We start from the raw sequence: 23,337 nt of genomic DNA, 5'->3' as shown, positions 1-23,337 counted from the left end.
CGTGTAAGCGTCGTGAGTTTTTTTATGGGGTAAGATCTTTGGAGTTGATAATTATGCGCTGCGGATCATATCGATAAATTCAAACGATAAATTGTAAATATCCCCCGGCCAGCGCGCTGAGAGGTAATGCCTGTCTTTGACAATAAATCCGCGTCCCAGTTTTTCAGGTGTATCGCGCGCTATTGCAAATGGTCCATGCTGAAATTGCTTTTCGTCTTTGAGGCAGGCTTTTACTTCATCTTCGACGGTAGTTTCAGGGTAGGTGAGGTAATAATCGCCAAGCCACAAACGGGTTAAGTTGTAGCCTAACAACTCCTGCGATTTTAACAGTGCGGTTGTTTGATAATCGTATAACACGCTTTTTCTTGTCTCTGGATTGATGCTGCGTGCGGCAACTAAAATGCCGTGACAAACGCCAGCGACAGGTTTTTCATCTCTGAAAAAATCCACCACGATTTGCTGGAGTATTGATGACTCTAAATAATCCTTTACCGTTTTGTCATGTCCACCGGGTAGCAATAGCGCATCATATTCACTGCTTTTTACATTGTCATAAGCCAACGGATTTATAAAATCATTGCTAACCAGCATTTGTTTACAAGCTTGTGCGGCATCTTTGCGAGCGCCAAGAACAGGTTTTAATACGCCAAGGTTATGACCATGAAGCATTCGTGGATCCGGCGCTGACACACTGCCATCAGGTGTTATAAAAGTAACTTCAAAGCCCGCTTGAGTCATAAGCAGCCAAGGGATTGCCGCCTCACTGGGGTCGAATCCTAGTTTAGGTAGCGGAATAAGCACTTTTTTCATGATATTGGCAGTCGTAAAGAGAAGTAGAGTTTATAACTATCATACTTTTCAGTCGTTTGCATTTTTCCCTCGAAAGATTCGATTAACAAGGTGGGTCTACTAATCGGTTTTATTGATAAATCTTCGAATATTAGTAAATTCTTGTAAATCAATGAATTTTAAATATCTGTTTAAAGAATTTTTCTTTAAGATAAACGAAAATTTTAGTTATCAAACGATAAATATATAGGTATATTGTATGCAATTTTTGATTGCCAGTTGTGGTTGGGCCCAAAAATGAATGATGTAATTATTAAAAATGACCATTTACGGTTAGTTGTATGCCCACAAATTGGCGGTGCAGTAAGACAGTTTACGCTTAACGCACAGGGACAAAATCATCTTGTATTTCGCGACAGTATCGCTGCACAAGATATTCACGGCATGGCGTTTTTTCCATTGGCACCTTTTGCCAGCCGAGTCCAAGACGGACGTTTTAGTTGGGATGACAAAAGTGTCGTATTAACGCCGAACTTACCACCTCAGCCGCATGCGCTGCACGGTAAAGCGTGGCAAAGCCAGTGGCAGGTGAAATCTCAAACCGACGATTGTTTGGTGTTGATTTATAAACACAGCAGCGATGAATGGCCGTGGGACTATGAGGTTGAATTACGTTATGAGTTGGTGGATTTAACATTAAATTTAACGTTAACCACCACCAATCACAGCGATAGTGAAATGCCAAGCGGCTTAGGTTTACATCCATATTTTGCGATTAACGAGCATACGCGGGTTAAAGTGGCTGCTAGTAAAATGTGGCAAATGGATGAAACGCTGTTGCCGATAGGAAAAACTGATTCGCCAGCGGAGTTATTGAGCGAACAGGGGGCAGTTGCCAATGACATGATCATCGATAATGTGCTGATTAACGATAGTGTCGATCATGAAGTGGTGTGGACGGATACTGGTATTCGCGCCAAGTTATCGAGTACAGGATGTAATTATACGGTGATGTATCGTCCGCCAGCGGGGGATTTCATTTGTATCGAGCCGATTAGTCATTGCGCTAATGCACTGACGATGGCAAAGGACAAAGCGATTGAACACGGTATTACGCCGTTAGCGCCAGGCGCGTCGCATCGTATTAGTCAAAAAATTGAATTAGTGTTGCCTTAGATTACAAGTAAACGTTTAAGCATTTGGTTTTTTATCTATTTGTTTTAAGTTTTTACTAATTAATGCTGAGGTAACACTGCAATTAGTATCAGTTTGATAATAATAAAAAGAGAGAAATCATGAGTTTAAATACGATTGATATTGTAGTGTTTATTGCCTACGTATTGGGGCTAATTGGTGTTGCCATTTATGTATCACGGGAAAAAGCGGGTCATGAAAAAGATGCCAACGACTATTTTCTAGCAGGCAACAGCCTGCCGTGGTGGGCAGTTGGTGCCTCACTCATTGCCGCCAATATTTCCGCCGAACAAATTATTGGCATGTCTGGTTCAGGCTTCAAGATTGGTTTAGCCATCGCATCCTATGAGTGGATGGCAGCCATCACCTTAATGATTATCGGTAAATACTGTCTGCCGATTTTCCTTGAAAAGAAAATCTACACCATGCCGCAATTCCTTGAGCAGCGTTTTGATTCGCGTGTTCGGGTGACGATGGCGGTGTTTTGGCTTGGCGTTTATGTGTTAGTCAATCTAACAGCAATCCTATGGCTGGGCGCGCTCGCCATTAACACCATCACAGGTGTGGATTTGATGGCAGGCATGATTTTCTTAGGTCTATTCTCTGTTGCTTACTCACTTTATGGCGGCTTAAAAGCGGTTGCTTTTACCGACATTATTCAAGTTGTGTTGCTCATCTTCGGTGGTTTGTTCTTATCATACACGGCGTTAGATTTAATCGGGCAGGGCAACGGTATTGTCGCTGGTTTCGCGGCGCTCACTGACCAAGCACCTGAAAAGTTCGACATGATCTTAGCTAAAGATCATCCTCATTACATCGACTTACCGGGACTTTCGGTATTAGTTGGCGGTATGTGGATCATGAACCTATCGTACTGGGGCTTTAACCAATACATTATTCAGCGTACCTTGGCGGCGAAAAGCTTAGAAGAAGGGCAAAAGGGTATTGCCTTTGCTGCGTTCTTAAAACTGTTAATGCCAGTGATTGTGGTATTGCCGGGTATTGCAGCAGTGATTTTATTGCCAGAATTAGAGCGCGCAGATCAAGCCTACCCTCAGTTAATGAATTTAATGCCTGTCGGCCTTAAAGGGTTAGTGTTTGCGGCATTGGTAGCGGCAATAGTTTCGTCACTGGCATCAATGACCAACAGTATCGCAACTATCTTTACCATGGATTTATATAAATCCGACGCTAAGCCACGCTCAGAGCAACATTATGTGACAGTCGGCCGTATTGTTAGTTTCTCTGCATTAGTGATTGCGATGCTGGTGGCCAAACCATTATTAGGTCAGTTCGATCAAGCATTCCAATACATTCAAGAATTCACTGGCTTCTTTACGCCGGGCATCGTGGTGTTATTTATCTCAGGTATGTTCTGGAAGAAAACCACTGCCAATGCAGGATTAGCCGCGGCAATAGGCTCGTTTGTATTATCGATTGTCTTCAAATACGCATGGCCAACCCTGCCGTTTATGGATCGCGTCGGTATTGTCTTCTTAAGCTGCCTTGCAATCGCCGTTGTGGTATCGCTGTTTGAAAATAAAGTGCAAGACAATGCGGTTGATTTAGATGGTGTAAGTTTTAAAACTACAGCTGGGTTTAATGTATCAACAGTTGCTGTTATCGCTATTTTAATCGCATTTTACAGTGCTTGGTGGTAAACGCAGAGAAAGTTTTAGTGTAGTGAAGCTGTTTGGTGTGCTAATTGGGTATCGCTGTATATTGGATAAAGGTGATAGCACACCAGTTACTTTTCTTTGCGTCGCCAAAGAAAAGTAACCAAAAGAAAGGCGACCCGCAAATTTATCGCTATTTCTTAAATGACAAATTGCCTTGTCAAAAGCGTATTTGATCCGCATCCCTGCGGCAAATACTTAAAAATCATCCTTGATTTTTATTTTGGGCAATTTCTAATTTAAGGCGATAAATGACGGGAGTTTTTTGGCGCACTCGGCCATAGACAGAATGCAAATAAACACCTACAGCTAGGCGCTTAGTTAAACTTTCGGTATATATAATTTTATAATGCTAAAAATCAGAATTTGAAATTTGGAAAATAAAATGAATGTTTTAGTAACAGGTGGGTTGGGCTTTATTGGTAGTCACACCGTTATCGCGCTTCACCAAGCTGGTTATACGCCAGTGATTATCGACAATCTCAGTAATTCCAGTGAAGCGGTGTTAACACAGCTGTCCAAGATTACTGGACATTCGTTTGAGTTTTATCGCGGCTGTATCGGTGATGATGCATTGATGCAGCAAATTCTGACTGACCACAATATTGAAGGTGTCTTTCATTTTGCCGCATTAAAAGCCGTTGGCGAGTCGACTGAGCAGCCGTTAGCTTATTATCGCAATAATGTTAGTAATACTGTGGCGATGTTAGAAACGATGGCTAAATGCGGTGTAGAGCGCATAGTGTTTTCTTCATCGGCCACTGTTTATGGCGATCCGCAATATTTACCACTCGATGAAAAACATCCGATTAGCTCTACCAATCCTTATGGCTGGACCAAGGTGATGGTTGAACGCGTGTTGCAAGATTACTGTGCTGCTAACGAAAAGATGTTGGCGATTGCATTACGTTACTTCAATCCCGTGGGTGCGCATCCTAGTGGTGAATTAGGCGAGAGCCCTAAGGGAATTCCTAATAATTTAATGCCGTATATAGCGCAAACTGCCGTCGGAATTCGAGAGTATCTTAATATTTTCGGCGACGACTACGATACACATGATGGCACAGGTGTTCGCGATTATATTCACGTGCAAGACTTAGTGTCTGGCCACGTCGCTGCGTTTGATGTTCATGTCAAAGATAGTGGTTTTCACGCCTATAACCTTGGTACTGGCCAAGGTTATTCGGTGCTGGATATGGTCAAGGCGTTTTCTTCCTCAGCTCAAACAGAAATTGCCTATAAAATCTGTCCGCGTCGCGATGGCGATGTTGCATCAAATTATGCCGATGCCAGCAAGGCCAGACAAATACTAAACTGGCACGCCAAGCACGACCTCAAATCAATGACCGACGATACATGGCGTTGGCAAACCAATTACCCAAAGGGTTTAGAGTAAATGAACCAAGTTGTTACACCAGTGGGGACACATCGTCGTAGAAACCCACTGACAGGAAATTACGTTCTTGTATCGCCGCATCGTAATAATCGACCATGGTTAGGGGCGACAGAAGCACCTGTGGTTGATGACACACCAAGTTATGATGCAAGTTGCCCGCTCTGTGCTGGCAATGAGCGCGCAAATGGTGAGGTTAATCCTAATTACGACAAGACCTTTGTGTTCCTTAATGATTTTGGTGCACTCACCAATGACCAGTCTTCTACACAACTTGAACAAGATGATTTGTTTCAAGCACAGGAAACAAGTGGAGAATGTCACGTTGTTTGTTACTCACCAGAGCACAACAAATCGTTAGCCCAGATGTCGGTTGATGATATTTCTCATGTGGTTGATACGTGGCAAGCGTATTACCGCGAGTTAAGTCAGCGTTATCAATGTGTTCACGTGTTTGAAAATAAGGGCAGTGTAATGGGCTGCTCTCAGCCCCATCCCCACGGGCAGATTTGGGCCCACGAGCACCTTTCAACGCAAATAGCGTTATCTGACGCTAACCAGCGCAGCTATTATCAAAAACATGGCACATCTTTGTTGGCCGACTATGCTGAGCGAGAATTGGCGACTAAAGAGCGCGTATTATTTGATAATGCCCACTGGTTGATTGTGGTGCCTTATTGGGCAGCTTGGCCCTTTGAGACCATGATTATTGCTAAGGACGACGTTACTGGGTTTAACCAATTAACAGGCGAGCAAAAAGCATCATTGGCGCAGGCGATGAAGGCGATTACTAGCGCGTATGACAAGCTGTTTAATTGCAGTTTCCCGTATTCAATGGGTTGGCATTGTGGGCCTGAAAACGGTCAAGATAACAGTCATTGGCGGATGCATTGTCATTTCTATCCACCATTATTACGCAGCGCGACTGTGAAAAAGTTTATGGTCGGTTATGAAATGATGGCTGAATCTCAGCGAGATTTAACGGTAGAAAGCGCAGCCGAGCGTTTACGCGCTTGTTTTTAATTCTAGTATTTTTATCAGCAGTATCCGTATGCAAAATCAACACACCCAATCTCAACAAACAAAGCTTATCGAGATTTTTAATCAACATTTTGACAAGCAGCCGCAGATCGTTTGCGCTCCTGGCCGTGTCAATCTGATTGGCGAACACACCGACTATAACGGCGGTTTTGTGCTGCCGTGCGCTATCAACTATCAAACGTTGATTGCGTTCACGCCGCGCAATGATAACCGTGTCGTTGCTATTGCAGCAGACTATGGCAATCAGCGAGATGAGTTTGACATTTCTGAGCCTATTGCGATGAACGATCAGCAATTTTGGTCTAACTATGTGCGCGGCGTTGTTGATGTAATGACAAAGCAATATTCGCTTACCAGCGGCGTTAATATGGTGATTTCTGGCAATGTCCCGCAAGGTGCGGGCTTAAGCTCTTCGGCGGCATTGGAAGTGGCTGTCGCTAAAGTGATTAGTGAGGTTAATGACCGTAATATAGAGCCAAAGACATTAGCGCTGATTGGACAGCAAGCCGAAAACGAGTTTGTTGGTTGCCAGTGCGGTATTATGGATCAGTTAATTTCGGCCTGTGGCGAGCAGCAAAACGCGCTGCTTATTGATTGCCGAAACCTTGAAACACGTGCTATCTCAATGCCAAAAGATACCGCAGTGCTTATCGTTAATTCAAATGTTAAACGCGGTTTGGTAGATAGTGAATACAATACGAGACGCCAGCAATGTGAAGCGGCAGCCAAACATTTTAATGTTGAGTTGCTAAGAGATGTTAGTGTTGAAACCTTTGAAGCGGATAAAGGCGGTTTAGATGATGTGATTATGCGCCGCGCAATGCACGTTATTTATGAGAACCAACGTACTTTAGATGCAGCAGACGCTTTAGTGAGTGGTGATTTGAAAACTATGGGGCGTTTGATGCGTGAATCTCATTTATCCATGAAAAATGACTTTGAAATTACTACCAGTGAAATCGATTTGTTGGTTGATTTAATTAATAATCAGCTGGGAGAACAGGGCGGTGCGCGCATGACTGGTGGCGGTTTTGGTGGTTGTGTGGTTGCATTGTTGCCACAGCATTTAGTGCCAGTTGTTTGTGATGTGATTGAGGCGAGTTATCACACGGCGACAGGATTAAAAGAGTCAATCTATCTGTGTAGCGCAGAAGATGGCGTTCGCTTAATTTAATGCCGCTATAAATCCTAATAACGCAGATCATCACTAGGCATCGATTTGCTCTTTTATGTGACTTGGCTACAATAGCCATCAACTAAGGTTTTAACTATAAAAGAGCATTTCACGTGCAAAAAATTGCAATTGTTACCGGTGGTTCAGCCGGTATTGGCCTCGCCACCGTTAAAAAGTTCCTCGATAACGATTATCTCGTTTACAACCTCGATATTACGCCAAGCATTGTCGGTCACTTTATTAAATGTGATTTGCGTGATGGCGAACAGGTTATGTCTCATATTGAATCAATTGGCGAAGAGCACGGTCGCATAGACGCGCTTATTTGTAATGCGGGTATTCATTTCTCAGGTAACATCGAAGATACCTCAGAAGAAGATTTTGACCGTGTTTTCGATATCAACGTAAAAGGCGCGTATTGGTCTATTAAAGGCGCTTTGCCAAGCATGAAATCGAATCAACAGGGCGCGATTGTGATCATCGGCTCAGATCAATCGATGATCGCAAAAGGCAATTCATTCGCCTATAACCTTTCTAAACACGCACTCGCATCGATGGCGAAAACCACGGCGCTTGATTACGCCAGCTATAATATTCGTGTGAACGCATTGTGTCCTGGTACTATTGAAACGCCGCTATATCACAAGGCTATCGATAACTATTGTTTACGCAGTGGCGCGAACAAAGCACAGGTGCACAGTGAAGAAGAAGCATTACAGCCACTTGGCAGACTAGGCCAACCGGAAGAAGTGGCAAATTTTGCTTATTTCTTAGCGAGCGATGAGGCTGGCTTTATCACTGGCAGTCTTCAAACCATTGACGGTGGCTATACGACGCAGTAAAAAGCAATAAGGCAGTAAGGGTAATAGGGCAATGAAGTTTATTGATCCACATATTCATCTATTTGATCGCAACTTGGGAGATTACGGTTGGCTCAAGCCTAATAACCCGCCGCAGTGGCCGGACAAAGCGACCATTAATCGCGATTTTGATCAATCTGATTTACTCGCAACTGGTTGCCAGCCAAGCGGATTCGTTCATGTTGAAGCTGGATTTGATAACGAGCAACCTTGGCGAGAAATTGAGTGGCTTGAAGCCACTGTGACCATGCCCTTTAAAAGCATTGCTTGCGTCGATTTAACTGCACCGCCGCAAGTCTTTAACGAGCTAATGGCTCGTTATCTCAAACTAGATTCCGTGGTTGGTGTTCGTCATATCTTTGATGATGAAGCCGTCGATATTCTATCTCATCCCAATACGTCGACTAATTTGCAGTGTTTAAGTCATCACCAATTTATTTTTGAAACACAAATCGCGGCGACTGATGCCGCTGCCGTAAGCGCTTTATCTGACATGGCTAACCAGTGTAGTGCGTTAACTATTATCTTAAGTCATACTTGTTTTGCACCGCTGAATGGAAATGAGTATGTATCGTGGTTAGAACAAACTAAAACATTGGCACGAAATGATAATGTTCACATTAAAGCCTCTGGCTGGGAAATGGTGGAACGGCAATATGACATGGCGCAGGTGTCTAAAGTAACGAGTGCGCTGATAGAAGCCTTTGGCGATCAGCGGGTATTGTTTGCAAGCAATTTTCCGCTGACCTTGTTTAGCCAACCTTATCATGAGTTATGGCAAGGTTATCAGCAGCTAACTTTACCTATAGAAACAAAAAGGCGATTAGCATTTGATAATGCCAATCGCCTTTATAAGCTGGGTTTATAGCTTATTTAAACCGCTGCCAGGTTATTTAATTGTCATGTGCGGCGAGCGATAAACAATCTCGTCGTTTAGCTCAATACCAATACCCGGCTCTTCACTGACTTTGAATTTACCATTGACTGGCTGTGGATCTTGCAAACACAGCTCGCGGTTCCATTGCTTGATGGCATAGGTGTGATGTTCGTGAATTAAGAAATTAGGAATAGCTGTTTCTAAGTGCAATGAAGCTGCTGTTGCTACTGGCCCCCCACACACGTGAGCCTGAATGCGCACATCGAAAATATCGGCGTAATCACAGACTTTCTTGGTTTCAGTAAAACCACCACACAGACCTATATCAGGTTGCAGCACATCAACACTTTGCTCTTCAAGATAAGGGCGTACTTGCCAGCGATTATATAAACGCTCTCCGCCTGCAATAGGCACATCGACCTTATCTGCTACCTTGCTATGGAGCGAGTGATTTAAGTAGTTCACTGGCTCTTCGTAGTACATACAATCGAATTCTTCAGCGATTTCACCCAGTTGGATTGCCGTAGTGGCGCCTGGCAGGCTGTGACATTCGAAAATAATGTCTACTTCATCGCCAACGGCATCGCGGATTGCATGCATACGAGCGCGATAGAGTTTCATTTCACCACGGCCAATGATGTTGGTGCGATCGTAGTAGGTTTCGCCATCTTTGTTGTACATGATAGGGTCAACTTTTACCGCATCATAGCCTTCGGCTATCGCCTTAAGAGCGGCTTCGGCGTATTGCTCTGGGTGGGCGAGGGCTTTGAACTCTTTGTCCCAATCAAATTGCAGCTGTGATGCATAGGTGCGAAGTTCGTCGTTCACCTTTCCGCCTAGCAGCTGATAAACAGGCAGTTTAAGCGCTTTACCTTTAATGTCCCACAGTGCTGTATCAATGGCACTCATTGCAGCATAAATCACTGGACCGCCGCCTAATCCCCAGAAGCTCTCACGCAGCATACGTGACCAAAGTTGTTCTGTTTGGAATGGATCGTGACCGATTAAAAAGGCTTCTGCCATTTCCTTGATCATATGCGCCGCTGCGCTATGACCTAAATCATAAGCAAGACCTGCTTCACCGACTCCGCTAATCCCTTCATCGGTATGGATGCGCACAAAAATTGGATTCCAAGCCGGACGCTCAGGGCAGTGAATGTCAAAGACTTCAACGTGGGTTACTTTCATGTAATTCTCCGTAATCTGATAGATGCCAGTCTTTCTGCGCTTATTGTGCAAAGTCTGGATTAATTTTGTATGCTTTTCTCAGCATGGCAGGCCAAGCAAGTTGGCCACCAGTCGAGCCGCTGTGTACGACATTGGCTTGTTTGTAGATATTGTCCTGAATGGATTGCTCTACCAACTGACTCGGTTGGTTCGCCGATTGAATCATCAATTGGATTTCACAGGCGCGTTGTAAATCGTACATACGCATAAACGCATCGCCGACGGTCGGGCCAACGGTTAAACCTCCGTGGTTAACTAGCAGCATGTGATTGTTAGTGCCTAGATCATCTTGCAAACGCTTGCGCTCGTCATCGTTTACTGCAAGGCCTTCATAACCGTGATAGCTGAGTGATGACAATGAAAACATTGAATACTGGCTGTAGGGCAGTAGGCCGTCTTTTTGGGTGGCAACGGCAATAGTTTCATTGGTGTGCAGGTGAATCACGCAGTGAGCATCTTTCCGTACTTCGTGAATGCAGCTGTGTATGGTAAAACCTGCAGGGTTAATGGTGAATGGCGACTCGTCGATAATATTGCCGTCTAAGTCCACCTTCACTAAGTTAGAAGCGGTTACTTCTTCGAACGTTAAGCCAAATGCATTAACCAAATAATGATTGGTACCAGGGACGCGTGCTGACAAATGGGTGTAGATGAGATCATCCCAGCCAAAGTGGGCAACGAGTTGATAACAAGCAGCGAGATCGACGCGAATTTTCCATTCTTCTGGAGAGACTTTATCTTTGAGATTAAGTGTTGGCAAAGGATGCACTAGAAAGGCCTTACATAGATGTTTCGAGAAAGCATAGAGGATAAACCTAGGGATGTTTGATGGCAAGGGGATAAAAAGTCGAATATTGCGCAAAATCAAAGCGAGTATTGCGGTGAGTATACATTATCGCTAAAAATTTCTTGACGAAGCTCACATTAGTTCTTTATAGTCAGAGCCGCTTTAAGGTTACCTCAATTTTTATGTATCACTCGTTGTGTCTGACACCTCGCCTGTTTCGATAAATATTTAGTCGCACTTTCAGCTAAAACACCCTCGTGTTGAGGGATTTAATTCATATTGAATAGGAATATATTATGTCTACTTCTACTGGTACAGTAAAATGGTTTAACGAAGCTAAAGGTTTTGGTTTCATCGAACAAGAAAACGGCCCAGACGTTTTCGCTCACTTCCGCAACATCGTTGGCGAAGGTTTCAAAACATTGACTGAAGGTCAAAAAGTTGAGTTCGTAGTTACTGAAGGTCAAAAAGGCCCACAAGCTGAAAACATCAAAGCACTTTAATGCTTATCTAACTTGTTGAGCCTCTCAATAAGTTAAAATGATGAAGAATTCATAAAAAGACGAGTTTAAACAGCTCGTCTTTTTTTATGGCTATTTTTCATCAATTATTCATTAAAAAACGCTTTACACCTCGCTTTAAATCTCTACAATCGCCCCCAAATTTGCAACGTCGCAACAAGTCCTCCAACTTTATACTTGCTCCTTTGTGATCAAAGACTTGCCATGATATGCAAACCAAGCGTAGAGTGTATTAATTCAACTAAAGTCTAATCTGGTCATAACACAGGTTAAACCATCTTTTATTTGGGAAAAGATCGTGACGTCATCGCCGTTTTCACAGCGTAGAAAATTCATTATTAATCTTGGCAAAGCCTTGCATAAATTCGGTACGCCCGCATATCGACTAGAGGCGCACTTACTCAATGTAACGGCAATTCTTGGCATGGGAGGCTCGTTTATTGTGACGCCAACATCGCTGACATTTGCGTTGTGGCAACTTGGTGAACACGAACAGCAACAGCTTTATGTTGTGCGGGTTAAGCCGGGGGATTTAGATTTGGGCTCTTTGGCCCGTACTGATGAGTTAGTGGATGAGTTAGCGAGTGGTCAGCGTACGTTAGTTGATGCAATCGAGCGTCTTGAAGAAATTCAAAATAAACCTGATCCATATTCTCATCCTGTATCTTTTGTCGCTTTTGGTGTCTCTGGTGGCGCCTTTGCCATGTTGATGGCAACTAGTTGGAACGATGTTATTTGGTCGTTCATCATGAGCTTGGTGGTGTACTTATTTGTCTATTGGGCGTCCATTTCTAAGGGTGTTAGCAAGATGCTAGAGCCCTTAGTATCATTAGTCTCTGCATTTTGTGTCGCAGGGATTATGCATTTTGATCCGCAAATCAATAAGTCGTTGGTGGTGCTGTCGAGCATTATCGCTTTTATTCCCGGTTTGGCATTAACGCTAGGATTGAGGGAACTTGCGGCGCGAGATTTAATGTCGGGCACTGCCCGTATTATGGATGCCATTATGTTGCTGTTTAAGCTGTATTTCGGTGCAGTGTTAGGCTTTGCTATTGGCGGCATGGTTTGGGGAGACGCAACCTTTGTGCAGCCAGAACAAGTTCCAGCGTGGACATCATGGTTTGCCGTGTTCTTGCTCGGCTCAAGTCTCGTGGTGATGTTCAAAATTCGCCTTAAAGATTCGCCGTGGGGTATTTTATCTGGTTTTATCGCCTTTGGGATGAGCTCTGTTGCTGCGACGTATTTTGACGTTGCCTTAGGGGCATTCTTCGGTGCGTTTTGTGTTGGTATCTACAGTAATTTCTATTCTCGCGTGTTTAACGCACCAGCTATTTTGGTGTCACTACAGGGCTTAGTGATTCTAGTCCCGGGAAGTAAGGTATATATTGGATTAAATACCGTAGTGTCTGGACAGCAGATCTTAGCGGTAGATTCTATAGGCACGCAGTCGTTTTTGATTTTCATGTCATTAGTGGCGGGATTGATATTCTCAAGTGTTGTTTTAAGACCTTCCAGATCACTTTAGCGACAAATAAAAATGCCAGCAAACTTGCTGGCATTTTTGTATATGACTATCTCGACTTATTTATCTTTTTGACTAAACGAACTCGGTAAAACATCGACGCCAACCGCTTTGGCGAGTTTGATAATTACCGGAATGGTGATAGGTGCGAAAGGTAAAATAGCAAACACCCCCAAGCCCAATCCTTTAAGAATATCGAAGAATTGAGCGTGGGCCACTTTTAAATCTTGCTTATCCGCTTGACCCTTGATGCCTTTGCCATAGATTTGCAGCATTTCTACTGTTTCTTCTTTTTCTTGGGCGAGGGCAATTTTTAAATCGATCATCGTGCGACGGAAATTATTTCGCATACGTCTGCCTTGAATGCGGGAGACGCGAACTGGGGCGCGATGGATCTTTTTAAGGTGTTTCATGCTTTCGGCTGTTCGTTATTCTCGCAGCGCTTAGGCTGTGAGATCCTTTATAAGTATTTTCGAGTTGCGCTGGTAGTTGTACATCACTTGTTTCTCCACCGGTAATTGGTCGATAGAAACAGGGTTAAAGCCACGTTCTCTAAACCAGTGTATCGAGCTGGTAGTTAATACAAAGAGTTGGGTTAACCCAAGCTTAATGGCTTGATTACTGATTGCTTTAACGATGGAGTCACCACGCGAGGCCTTACGATACTCGGGATGGGTGGCAACGCAAGCCATTTCACCAATTTTGTTGTCTTTTGCTGGATATAACGCCGCACATCCGATGACTAAGCCATCACGCATCACAATAGAGAACTTATCAATATCCATTTCTAATTGTTCACGAGAGCGTTTTACCAATAAGCCTTGCTCTTCTAGTGGCTTGATCAAATCCATAATGCCGCCGATATCATCGATGGTGGCTTGACGTAATTGCTCTGAACTCGCCATCACGATTTGGGTACCGATACCGTCGCGTGAGAATAGCTCTTGCAATAGTGCGCCGTCGAGTTGATAGCTCACTAGATGGCTGCGAGCGACGTCGGCTTTACAGGCGGCAATCGCCGCGCGTAAATAAGTAGCTGTGCCACTAAGCACTCGGCCTTCTGATTCGAGTTTAGTAAGGCGCTCTGCTGCTTGATCTGGCAATAATTCTGATAACACCTGACCATTATCATCGAGTACACCGCGCTCAGACGCAAAACCAATCATTTTATCGGCGCCGAGTTTAATGGATAACTGAGTAGCAATTTCTTCGGCGCTTAAGTTGAAACTTTCACCTGTGGCGCTATAGCCGATAATTGAAACAAGGACGATAGCTTGTTGATCAAGCTGGCGTTTAATACCTTGGGTATCGATACGTCTAACTCGGCCGCTGTGACAAAAATCGATGCCATCGACGATGCCCATCGGTTGGGCTGTAATGAAATTACCACTGACGACGTTGATATTTGCCCCTTGCATCGGCGTATTGATTAGACCCATTGATAGCTGGGCGTTAATTTCAAACTGCAGTTGACCAACGATTTGTTTGATTTGTGTAAACGCAGCGTCACAAGTAATACGTGTTTGCTTATGGAAGTTGCTGTCAATGCCGTGCTCTTTGAGTCGTGCTTCAATTTGCGGTCGTGCGCCATAAACTACAACTATCTTAATGCCAAGCGAGTTGAGTAGGGCAATGTCGTTTACGATGTTGTAGAAATTGTCATGAGCGATACATTCACCGCCGAGCATGATGACAAAAGTTTTGCCACGATGGGCATTCACATAAGGGGCTGATTGACGAAACCAATTCACTAAGTCAGTAGTACGTTCTTGCAAGATGCTGTTCCTTTGGACGATGGCAAGCTATAGGCTGAAATTGAGATTAGGCAAACCGTAACAAAAAATTCTTTAATAAACGAGCGCTTTGTTCACTATATTGCTGATGAGCATTATAGACGGTAATCGTATTGACAGCGGGCATTTGCGCGAAACTGCCATTGGCAAGATTACGGATTTCCAATACGGTGACTTTAGCAACGCCACCACGGATAGTAATTAAATCACAGCGCTTTGTTATAACTAATTGAAGTGTATTGCATATCTCGTTAATAGCTTCAATTGTATGCACGGGAAGGAGCAGTGAAATAACCCCATCATCCCTCAGGAGTGCTTTAGCCTTTGTTAACAATTGTTGGTAGCTAAGGGTATCTGTATGGCGCGCCGTATTGCGTAAGTTATCGTCATTTTTTAAGTGATTATCAAAAAACGGCGGGTTGGAGATGATGACATCAAACGTATCGTCACTTTCGAAATTATTTATATCGCAATTGATTACCGAGATTCTGGCTGACCAAGGTGAGTTGTTCACATTGTCACTAGCTTCTTGACTACTCGCAGTCATTAATTCGACACAGGTGATGTGTTTAGCGCCGCGCTGCGCTGCCATTAGTGATAAAATTGCTGTGCCGCCGCCAATATCAAGCACACGCTCCGCGTTTTCAACTGGCGTTAGTGCACCAAAAATCAGGCTGTCAGTGCATACCTTCATCGCATTGACGGATTGTTTGATGGCAAATTGTTGTAATTTAAATGTCGACATTGTGTTTCTTAAATTGCTTGATCCAGTAACGGTTTGGATTTAATTGATCTAACAGCGATTGTGGCAGTGGCATTGGCTCATCGGTGAGCTGACAAGCTAATACTTCTGCCATCGCATTGACAGATTGCTCGATTGCAAAGTGTTGTAATTTAAATGTCGACATTGTGTTTCTTTAGTTGCTTTATCCAGTAACGGTTTGGATTTAATTGATCTAACAGCGATTGTGACATTGGCATTGGCTCGTTAGTTAGCTGACAAGCTAATACTTCTGCGAGCAGCGGGGCAGAACACAAACCTCGAGAACCTAAGCCGCCTAGCATGAATAGCTGCGACTCGATGGGGGAATTTTCATAATGATGGGCGGGTTTGCCTTTGTATAAATCGTTATAAAGCGTTTTGGTCGCATTGTATTCTGGCACATTTCCCACCATCGGCAGATGATCTTTGACGCTACAGCGCACGCCAACTTTGCCGCCATTCACATTATTATTAATTTCTGTGAAAAGTGTTGGGACATCGATTTCAAGCTTATCGAGGTTTTGCTGATGCTCAATATCGTTCACGTCATAGCCGCTAATATCGCGATTAAAGCTGGCCCCAAGACTGTGTGAACCATTATGACTTGGCGTGACATATCCTTGATAGCAAAGCACTTTGTTAAGTTTCTCGCTAGTCTCCGTTGAATTGAGGTGACTGACTTGTCCGGCCGTCGCGTAGAATGGCAAATGCTGACATTGTGCAAAGTTGGCTATTTCATGGCCCGCAGCTAACACGAGGATGTCAGCCTTAAGTGGCGATTGAGCAGTGATATTCACTTGCCAATTATCTTCGACGAAGTTTATCGATTCAACTTGGCAGTTATAGCGAACTACAACCTCGCTATGCTGCTGAGCAAGTTTAATCAGCTCACTGGTTAATGATTTTGGAGATACCCAGCCGCCAGTAGGAAAGTGCAGTGCGTTATGCTCGATAGCGATACCGCTCAATGTGCTAGCTTGCCCGGCGGTCAATTGTTCTACCAACCCCTTGGGAAAGATTGCTGAGTCAATTACTTTACTATGGGCTTTGGCCTGTTTTTCTTCATGATCTAATGACAGTACGCCGCATAGCTTACCGACCTCTGGGTTGCGTTGGATAATGTCATGATAACGATTGGCTGCATACAAGAACGCGGGCGCATAAAATTGAGACAATAAATCGTGCTGACCATTGATTAGCGGATAAAAACCGCCTTGGCGATTACCTGACGCACCGCAAGCTAAGGATTGATCTTTACACAATACTTCACTGCTGATACCGCGTTTTGCTAAGGCGAGGGCTAATGTTGCACTTGCAACGCCGCCGCCGACAATGGTTATGCGCGATGGTGTTGAAGCGCCTTCATTACTATGGGGGAACTGTGTAACTCCTTGGCGATAAAACCACGGATTGTGATTGGTGTATTTGTCGGTGCGCTCAAACAGCCCAGTGATCATTTCACGCTTTTTACCAAAACCCTTGGCTTTCTTGATCACAAAACCAGTTTGTTGCAAGCCGCGACGGACATCGCCAGCAGCGGTAAATGTGGCCATCGACGCATTGTGTTTAGACAGCTTCGCCATGTTGTTATAGAGGTTTTGGTTCCACATCTCGGGATTCTTGCTAGGCGCAAAGCCATCGAGGTACCACGAATCGACAATGCCCTCTGGCGGCGTTGAAACTTGGGTGATGGTGTCTTTGATGTCTCCGAACCACAAATCGAGAATGATCTGACTATTGTCGTCATCTAAAGCGAAGGGCATACGATGGCAACCTGCTAATACTGGTGGATATTGACTTTGCAGTGCAGTTGCTTGCTTGGATAGAGAAGTCCAACGCTGGTGTGACTTGATTAAGTCGCCCTGTGTTAGCGGAAATTTTTCAAAACTAATAAAGTATAAGCGCTTTAACGGGTGGTTTGGGTTGTGCGCTCTAAAATGCTTGAAATGCTGCCACGTCACCAGAAAGTTTAAGCCACTACCAAAGCCTGTTTCGGCAATGACATAACTGGCACTGTCGGTTTGTAACCAGCGCTCGTGAAGTTTGTTTTGCTCAATAAAAACATAAGTCGTTTCATCAAGGCCATCGGCGGTGTTGAAATAGATGTCGTTAAATTCAACAGAGGTCGGCTCTCCGTTGTCATTCCAGCTTAATTTAGCGGCTGAAAGACAATTTTTTTGCTGTTTAAACAAATGTTTAATACTCGTGATACAAAATATCGCGTAGTATATCATCGAAATTGATTAAATTGGCTATGAAAGCTGACCACTAAGTTAATAGAAAGTTATTACAATGCGGGCAGTTTATGAAACAACAGGATTTAAAATGAAACGTGCCGTAATCACAGGTTTAGGCGTTGTATCAAGTATTGGTAATAACGCAGAAGAAGTAACTCAATCATTGCGCGATGGTCGCAGTGGTATTAGCTACTCAGAGCAATTCAAAGAAATTGGCCTTCGCAGCCAAGTGTGGGGCAACATCGATTTAGATCCTAGTGAGCACATCGATCGTAAAGCAATGCGCTTTATGGGTAATGCAGCAGCGTACGCTTACGTTGCAATGCAACAAGCAATTGACGATTCAAAGTTAACCCCTGAAATGGTTTCTAACGTTCGCACAGGTTTAGTTGCCGGTAGTGGCGGTGCGTCTTCATCTGACCAAGTCATTAGTGCAGACAAGCTTCGCGAAAAAGGCGTTAAGCGTGTTGGTCCTTACCTAGTACCAAAAATCATGTCGAGCACCACATCAGCGACATTAGCAACGCCATTCAAGATTAAAGGCATTAACTACTCAATCAGCTCAGCCTGTGCGACTTCTGCACACTGTATTGGTCACGCACTAGAGCAGATTCAACTTGGCAAACAAGACATCGTATTTGCTGGTGGCGGCGAAGAAGTTGATTGGACATTAGCTATGGGCTTTGACGCGATGGGCGCACTATCGACTAAATACAACGAAACACCAGAAAAAGCGTCACGTACTTATGATGCAAACCGCGATGGTTTCGTAATCTCTGGCGGTGGCGGTATGGTCGTTGTTGAAGAACTTGAGCACGCATTGGCACGTGGCGCACACATCTACGCTGAAGTTGTAGGTTACGGTGCAACATCTGACGGTTACGACATGGTTGCTCCATCAGGTGAAGGTGCAGTACGTTGTATGCAACAAGCGATGGCAACGACTGATGGCGATATCGAATACATCAATACGCACGGTACTTCAACACCAGTGGGTGATGTGAAAGAACTTGGCGCTATCAAAGAACTATTCGGTGACAAAATCCCAGCATTCGGTTCAACAAAATCGCTAACTGGTCACGCACTAGGCGCAGCTGGTGTACATGAAGCTATCTACTCATTATTAATGATGGAAAACGACTTCATTGCACCATCAATTAACGTTGAAGAATTAGATGAACAAGCAGCAGGTTTACCAGTAGTTACCGAGCTACAAGAAAAACCATTGAAGACATTAATGTCAAACAGCTTCGGCTTCGGCGGCACTAACGCGACATTAGTTTTTCAAAAGTTTGAAAAATAATTAAGGCGTTTAAACGCTGTTAATTGATGAAAGCCATCTAATGCGAATTAGGTGGCTTTTTTCATTAATAGTTACTATTGGCGAACACTGTAATTCACGATTAAAATTAATTCATTAGTAAAGAAAATAGCCAACAAGGAATGATATGAATAAAGATAATGAAATCGACTTTTCGACATATTCGTTAGCAGAATTATATGATGCGCAGCGCAATATTGACCGCGAACAGTACCCAGATAGAGGAGCGAAGATTGATTCGTTAATCAAGAAAAGAGAAGCGGTGGATGCCGAGGACTCAAATCAAAAAGCAGATGGGACTTTAGCTAGTCGTGGAGACCGTTTTGTAGCGGCGTTGATTGATGGCTTGATTGGCGTCGGAGTTTCACTTCCGTTGTTTATCTATTGGGGGCTGGAAACTCTTAATTCTCTAACTATTGGTCAACAAGCGCTTGGCTTTGTTTATGGTTTAACGACTTTTCTAATTATCCAAGGTTACTTGATACATCATTATGGTCAAACCATAGGTAAAAAGTTAGTGGGTATTAGAATTGAGAATCTCGATGGAACTAAAGCAAGTCTTAGTACGGTTTTCCTCAAACGAATTTTGATTTTGCATGTAATTTCGTTAATTCCATTTATTGGCCAATTAATTGTAGGTATTGTTAACCCATTATTTATTTTTGGTAAAGAGCGTCGTTGCTTACATGATTACATTGCTGGCACGAAAGTTTCTAATTTTCAAAACTAATTACTACGGTAGTAATTCATGACAAAAATAATCTTCTCCCACGGTAAAGAAAGTGGTCCTTGGGGTTCGAAAATAAAACGCTTAGCTGATATCGCTAAGTCTTTCGGCTGCGACGTTGATAGCATCGATTACACCAATACTTTAGATCCCGATGAGCGGGTTGCACGATTAGCTGAGGTACTTGCCCAACAAAGTGACGATCTAATTCTAGTAGGGTCAAGTATGGGCGGTTATGTATCACTGGTAGCATCGAGTCAAACCAATTCAAAAATTAAAGGGGTGTTTTTACTCGCGCCAGCGCTTTATATCGACGGTTATCAAGTACAGGAATATTCAACTGCGCCCAATATCGAAATAGTCCACGGCTGGTCAGATGATGTTATCGCACCCGAACATTCGATTCGTTACGCCAAGACCGCCAAATGTTCACTGCATTTGATTGATGGCGACCATCGACTAAATTCTTCATTGGAAACCGTCGAAGAATTATTCTCGCAGTTTTTGACGAGATCCTTGCTGTAGTTATTGTGGGTGATGGGAATGATTGAAGTTCGAGAATCTAAAACAGCGGCGATGTGTCTTATTTTATTTAGTATCGGCTTTGCAATGTTTGCACTAACCTCATGGCAACAAGATACGTTCATTTCTATAGTGGGATTATTGATATCACTAGGGATACTAATAACCTCTGTAAAGACATTAATCAAACCTAAGTTCTTTATGTCGCTGAATCATTTAGGGATTAATATACCAGGCCAAGTAATTAGTTGGGGTGACATAGCAACTTATCAGTTTATAGACAGTTATATAGACAGAAAATTGATCATTAAGGTTAGAACATACGACTACATCATGTCTCTTAACGCAAATCGTAAAGATCAAGCAGTTGACGTTAATATCCATGAGTTTGCGCTAGAAGAAAAGAAGCGTCTAGGTGAATACAGCTCATTTGTAGTTCTATTACCGCGCTGTAACGTCAAGATGCTTGATCTTAAGGAAATATTTGATCGTCGCATTCGAACTTCGCGTTAAAGCTGCTACAATCCACACCTGTTTTTCTGTCTTTCCCATTCTAAGTTGAGTCCTTAATGATCAATGTATTAGCCGACGAGAATATGCCATACGTCACTGAGTTATTCGGTGATTTTTCTAATATTACCTTTAAAGCAGGACGCGAGATTGTCGCTGATGATCTGATTGACGTCGATGTGCTGCTAGTGCGCTCAATCACTAAGGTCAATAGCGAATTGATTGCTAAAGCCAACAGGCTGCGCTTTGTTGGCTCAGCGACCATTGGGCTTGATCACATTGATGGAGCCTGTCTAGATAAACGCAGCATTACTTGGACCAATGCGCCGGGGTGTAATGCGATAGGCGTCGCGCAATATGTACTAAGCTCTCTGCTAGTACTCGCCAGTCGTAAAGGATTTGAATTGCAAGATAAACGCGTTGCTATTGTTGGCGCAGGTAATATCGGTAAACAGCTGGCAAAGATTTTGACCGCTCTGTCTATTGAGCATTTCTTTTGCGATCCGCCGCTTAAAGATGCTGGTGCAGCTGGGGACTACCGTGAGATGGATGAGGTAATGAAAGCCGACATCATTTCGCTGCATGTGCCAATGACTAAAGAAGGCGAATATCCAACTTATCATTTATTTGACGAACAGCGCCTATCACAATTATCGGACAACACGATCTTACTCAACAGCTGTCGTGGCGATGTAATCGATAACGAAGCATTAGACAAGCTATTGGCTACCGGCAAAGAGCTCATCACCGTTATGGACGTGTGGCAAAACGAGCCACAGATTAATCAATCGTTACTCAATAAAGTTGATATCGCATCATCGCATATTGCGGGTTATTCATTTGAAGGCAAGGCGCGTGGCACTTATATGTTGTATCAACGCTGGTGTGAATTAGCCAATAAAGTGCCAGAGAAATCCCTTGTTTCTCTACTACCTAAAGCTAATGTCAGTGATATTAAGCTGCAACAGGCGCTTACTGTCGAAGATATTAAGCAGTTAGTAACCTTAGTCTACGACGTACGCGATGATGATGAACTTGTGCGGGCGCACGGTTTATCGGCGAAAGGCTTTGATAATTTACGAAAACAGTATAAAGTGCGCCGCGAATTTAGTGCAATTACCGTGCACGCGGCTAATGAAACTGACGCAGCGACGCTGCGCGGTCTTGGTTTTAATACGATTTAGCTTTTTTATTTGGATGACTTATTGAATGACTGGGGAGCAAACAATGTCTGAGCAATTTAATGTAGGTGTAGTTGGTGCAAACGGCGCTATGGGTAAGGCGATTATAGAAACCCTAGGTGAGCGTGACTTTGCCATCGACACGTTACTGCCGATTGATGTAGAAGTTACAGACGAGGATACAGCGCTATTTAATGGTAAGTCGTTATCAGTAAAAGATGCTAAAGACGTTGATTGGTCGACGTTGCACATTGTGTTTTTCTGCCATAGCGATGAAGTATCGTTAAAATATGCACCAATAGCCGCAGAATCCGGCGCAGCTATTATCGATAGCACTAATGCATTTATCGAGCGACCAGAAATCCCAATGGTTATTCCACACATCAACGGCAATGCCATTGCTGATTTTCGCAATGCAAATATCATCTTGAGCCCAACGCCAAGTGTGGTTCAATTATGGACGGTGTTAAAGCCAATTTACGATCAAGTAGGCATAACGCGCATTAATGTCACCAGTCATCATTCGGTATCGAGTGCCGGTGATTTAGGCATCAATGAACTTGCGCGTCAATGTGGCAAACTGCTTAACGGCTTAACCGTTGAAGATAATCCGTTTTCGTCACAGCTCGCTTTCAACATTTTGCCAACAGTAGGTAAGGTGTTAGATGAAGGCGAAACTGATATCGAAGCTATGCTGCGCGAACAAAGTATTAAGTTACTTGGTGACGCAGGCATCGCGATTAACTCAACTGCTGTTATGACACCAGTGTTTTACGGTCTCGGTCAAAGCATTAACATTGAATTAGGTCAGCCAATTGATGTTGACCAAATTCGTGAGTGGTTAATGATGGTAGAGCCAGTTGAAATTGACGGTGAGTACATTCCAACCCAAATTGATGACGCCTCTGGCAGTGATATGGTTCATGTAGGTCGCTTACGCGAAGATACATCTCATCCACATGCGGTAAACCTGTGGAGTGTGAGTGATAACGTTAAAACAACTGGTGCGTTAAACAGTGTTAAAATTGCAGAAATGCTAGTTCGCGATTTTTACTAATCAACATATTATCAAATATACAAAGCCGTGATGTCACAAACATCACGGCTTTTTTTTGCTTCAAATAACGACTAACGTTTACCGACCATTAGTCAGTTGCAATAAGCTTGGCTTATTATTTGCACAGATGATTAGGTCAATGCTTTGACGTATTTTTAACACTGA

The 23,337-nt window shown here is 43.5% G+C and carries 23 protein-coding genes; 15 read left to right on the top strand and 8 right to left on the bottom strand.

What is annotated here, in order from left to right; translation table 11 throughout:
- Positions 1 to 51 precede the first annotated feature (51 nt).
- On the bottom strand, positions 52 to 810 hold the full coding sequence (locus MHM98_RS10485; protein WP_239439225.1) for a type 1 glutamine amidotransferase domain-containing protein: 759 nt from the start codon (positions 808 to 810) through the stop codon (positions 52 to 54).
- Positions 811 to 1,086: 276 nt separating this feature from the next.
- Between MHM98_RS10485 and MHM98_RS10480 the strand changes: the two genes are divergently transcribed.
- The 7 genes from MHM98_RS10480 (at position 1,087) to MHM98_RS10450 (ending at position 8,995) form a co-directional block, all read left to right on the top strand.
- Positions 1,087 to 1,965, top strand: a complete 879-nt coding sequence (locus MHM98_RS10480; RefSeq protein ID WP_239439224.1) for a hypothetical protein — start codon at positions 1,087 to 1,089, stop codon at positions 1,963 to 1,965.
- Positions 1,966 to 2,084: 119 nt separating this feature from the next.
- A complete protein-coding gene (locus MHM98_RS10475) occupies positions 2,085 to 3,644 on the top strand; it encodes a sodium/sugar symporter (protein WP_239439223.1) in 1,560 nt (519 codons plus the stop codon).
- 400 nt (positions 3,645 to 4,044) lie between these two features.
- Entirely contained in the window at positions 4,045 to 5,055 is a 1,011-nt protein-coding gene (galE, locus tag MHM98_RS10470) for a UDP-glucose 4-epimerase GalE (protein WP_239439222.1), read from the top strand.
- Positions 5,056 to 6,075: a UDP-glucose--hexose-1-phosphate uridylyltransferase gene (locus MHM98_RS10465; RefSeq protein WP_239439221.1), complete on the top strand. Its 1,020-nt coding sequence runs from the start codon at positions 5,056 to 5,058 to the stop codon at positions 6,073 to 6,075.
- Between the two features lie 28 nt (positions 6,076 to 6,103).
- Positions 6,104 to 7,267 (top strand): galactokinase, encoded by a 1,164-nt coding sequence (gene galK, locus MHM98_RS10460; protein WP_239439220.1) that lies wholly within the window; start codon positions 6,104 to 6,106, stop codon positions 7,265 to 7,267.
- A 113-nt stretch (positions 7,268 to 7,380) separates the two neighbouring features.
- Positions 7,381 to 8,109 (top strand): SDR family oxidoreductase, encoded by a 729-nt coding sequence (locus MHM98_RS10455; protein ID WP_239439219.1) that lies wholly within the window; start codon positions 7,381 to 7,383, stop codon positions 8,107 to 8,109.
- A gap of 31 nt (positions 8,110 to 8,140) precedes the next feature.
- Positions 8,141 to 8,995 (top strand): amidohydrolase family protein, encoded by an 855-nt coding sequence (locus MHM98_RS10450; RefSeq protein WP_239439218.1) that lies wholly within the window; start codon positions 8,141 to 8,143, stop codon positions 8,993 to 8,995.
- Positions 8,996 to 9,016: 21 nt separating this feature from the next.
- Here MHM98_RS10450 and MHM98_RS10445 read toward each other — a convergent pair whose 3' ends face one another.
- Entirely contained in the window at positions 9,017 to 10,192 is a 1,176-nt protein-coding gene (locus MHM98_RS10445) for a mandelate racemase/muconate lactonizing enzyme family protein (protein WP_239439217.1), read from the bottom strand.
- A gap of 40 nt (positions 10,193 to 10,232) precedes the next feature.
- A complete protein-coding gene (locus tag MHM98_RS10440; protein ID WP_239439216.1) occupies positions 10,233 to 11,000 on the bottom strand; it encodes a class II aldolase/adducin family protein in 768 nt (255 codons plus the stop codon).
- Between the two features lie 314 nt (positions 11,001 to 11,314).
- On the opposite strand from MHM98_RS10440, the gene MHM98_RS10435 reads away from it, so the two are divergent.
- Complete coding sequence (locus tag MHM98_RS10435; RefSeq protein WP_239439215.1) at positions 11,315 to 11,521, top strand: cold-shock protein; 207 nt, start codon at positions 11,315 to 11,317, stop codon at positions 11,519 to 11,521.
- Between the two features lie 316 nt (positions 11,522 to 11,837).
- Positions 11,838 to 13,064, top strand: a complete 1,227-nt coding sequence (locus tag MHM98_RS10430; protein WP_239439214.1) for a threonine/serine exporter family protein — start codon at positions 11,838 to 11,840, stop codon at positions 13,062 to 13,064.
- A 56-nt stretch (positions 13,065 to 13,120) separates the two neighbouring features.
- Here MHM98_RS10430 and MHM98_RS10425 read toward each other — a convergent pair whose 3' ends face one another.
- From MHM98_RS10425 to mnmC, 5 genes are read right to left on the bottom strand one after another with little or no spacing between them, the layout of a single operon-like run.
- Positions 13,121 to 13,474 (bottom strand): hypothetical protein, encoded by a 354-nt coding sequence (locus tag MHM98_RS10425; protein ID WP_239439213.1) that lies wholly within the window; start codon positions 13,472 to 13,474, stop codon positions 13,121 to 13,123.
- A gap of 30 nt (positions 13,475 to 13,504) precedes the next feature.
- Positions 13,505 to 14,836 carry an amino-acid N-acetyltransferase gene (gene argA / locus MHM98_RS10420; protein ID WP_239439212.1) on the bottom strand — a complete coding sequence of 444 codons (1,332 nt, stop codon included), beginning with the start codon at positions 14,834 to 14,836 and terminating at the stop codon, positions 13,505 to 13,507.
- A 46-nt stretch (positions 14,837 to 14,882) separates the two neighbouring features.
- Positions 14,883 to 15,599: a methyltransferase gene (locus MHM98_RS10415; protein ID WP_239439211.1), complete on the bottom strand. Its 717-nt coding sequence runs from the start codon at positions 15,597 to 15,599 to the stop codon at positions 14,883 to 14,885.
- Positions 15,586 to 15,762 (bottom strand): hypothetical protein, encoded by a 177-nt coding sequence (locus MHM98_RS10410; RefSeq protein ID WP_239439210.1) that lies wholly within the window; start codon positions 15,760 to 15,762, stop codon positions 15,586 to 15,588. The genes MHM98_RS10415 and MHM98_RS10410 overlap by 14 nt, the downstream gene beginning before the upstream one ends.
- Positions 15,749 to 17,809 (bottom strand): bifunctional tRNA (5-methylaminomethyl-2-thiouridine)(34)-methyltransferase MnmD/FAD-dependent 5-carboxymethylaminomethyl-2-thiouridine(34) oxidoreductase MnmC, encoded by a 2,061-nt coding sequence (mnmC, locus tag MHM98_RS10405; RefSeq protein ID WP_239439209.1) that lies wholly within the window; start codon positions 17,807 to 17,809, stop codon positions 15,749 to 15,751. Before mnmC ends, MHM98_RS10410 begins: the two co-directional genes overlap by 14 nt.
- 133 nt (positions 17,810 to 17,942) lie before the next feature.
- Here mnmC and fabB point away from each other — a divergent pair, with 133 nt between their 5' ends.
- The 6 genes from fabB (at position 17,943) to MHM98_RS10375 (ending at position 23,172) form a co-directional block, all read left to right on the top strand.
- Complete coding sequence (fabB, locus tag MHM98_RS10400; RefSeq protein ID WP_239439208.1) at positions 17,943 to 19,157, top strand: beta-ketoacyl-ACP synthase I; 1,215 nt, start codon at positions 17,943 to 17,945, stop codon at positions 19,155 to 19,157.
- 145 nt (positions 19,158 to 19,302) lie between these two features.
- On the top strand, positions 19,303 to 19,905 hold the full coding sequence (locus MHM98_RS10395) for an RDD family protein (protein WP_239439207.1): 603 nt from the start codon (positions 19,303 to 19,305) through the stop codon (positions 19,903 to 19,905).
- 18 nt (positions 19,906 to 19,923) lie between these two features.
- Positions 19,924 to 20,427: a YqiA/YcfP family alpha/beta fold hydrolase gene (locus MHM98_RS10390; protein ID WP_239439206.1), complete on the top strand. Its 504-nt coding sequence runs from the start codon at positions 19,924 to 19,926 to the stop codon at positions 20,425 to 20,427.
- Positions 20,428 to 20,757: 330 nt separating this feature from the next.
- Entirely contained in the window at positions 20,758 to 20,937 is a 180-nt protein-coding gene (locus MHM98_RS10385; RefSeq protein ID WP_239439205.1) for a hypothetical protein, read from the top strand.
- Between the two features lie 56 nt (positions 20,938 to 20,993).
- The gene (locus MHM98_RS10380; RefSeq protein WP_239439204.1) at positions 20,994 to 22,118 is read left to right on the top strand and encodes a 4-phosphoerythronate dehydrogenase; all 1,125 of its coding nucleotides are present in this window, start codon (positions 20,994 to 20,996) and stop codon (positions 22,116 to 22,118) included.
- Between the two features lie 43 nt (positions 22,119 to 22,161).
- On the top strand, positions 22,162 to 23,172 hold the full coding sequence (locus MHM98_RS10375) for an aspartate-semialdehyde dehydrogenase (RefSeq protein ID WP_239439203.1): 1,011 nt from the start codon (positions 22,162 to 22,164) through the stop codon (positions 23,170 to 23,172).
- Positions 23,173 to 23,337 lie beyond the last annotated feature (165 nt).

It is taken from the genome of Psychrobium sp. MM17-31, from assembly GCF_022347785.1.
Classification (GTDB): domain Bacteria; phylum Pseudomonadota; class Gammaproteobacteria; order Enterobacterales; family Psychrobiaceae; genus Psychrobium.
Note: the sequence above shows the minus strand (reverse complement) of the source record. Positions and strands in the feature narration are given on the sequence as shown.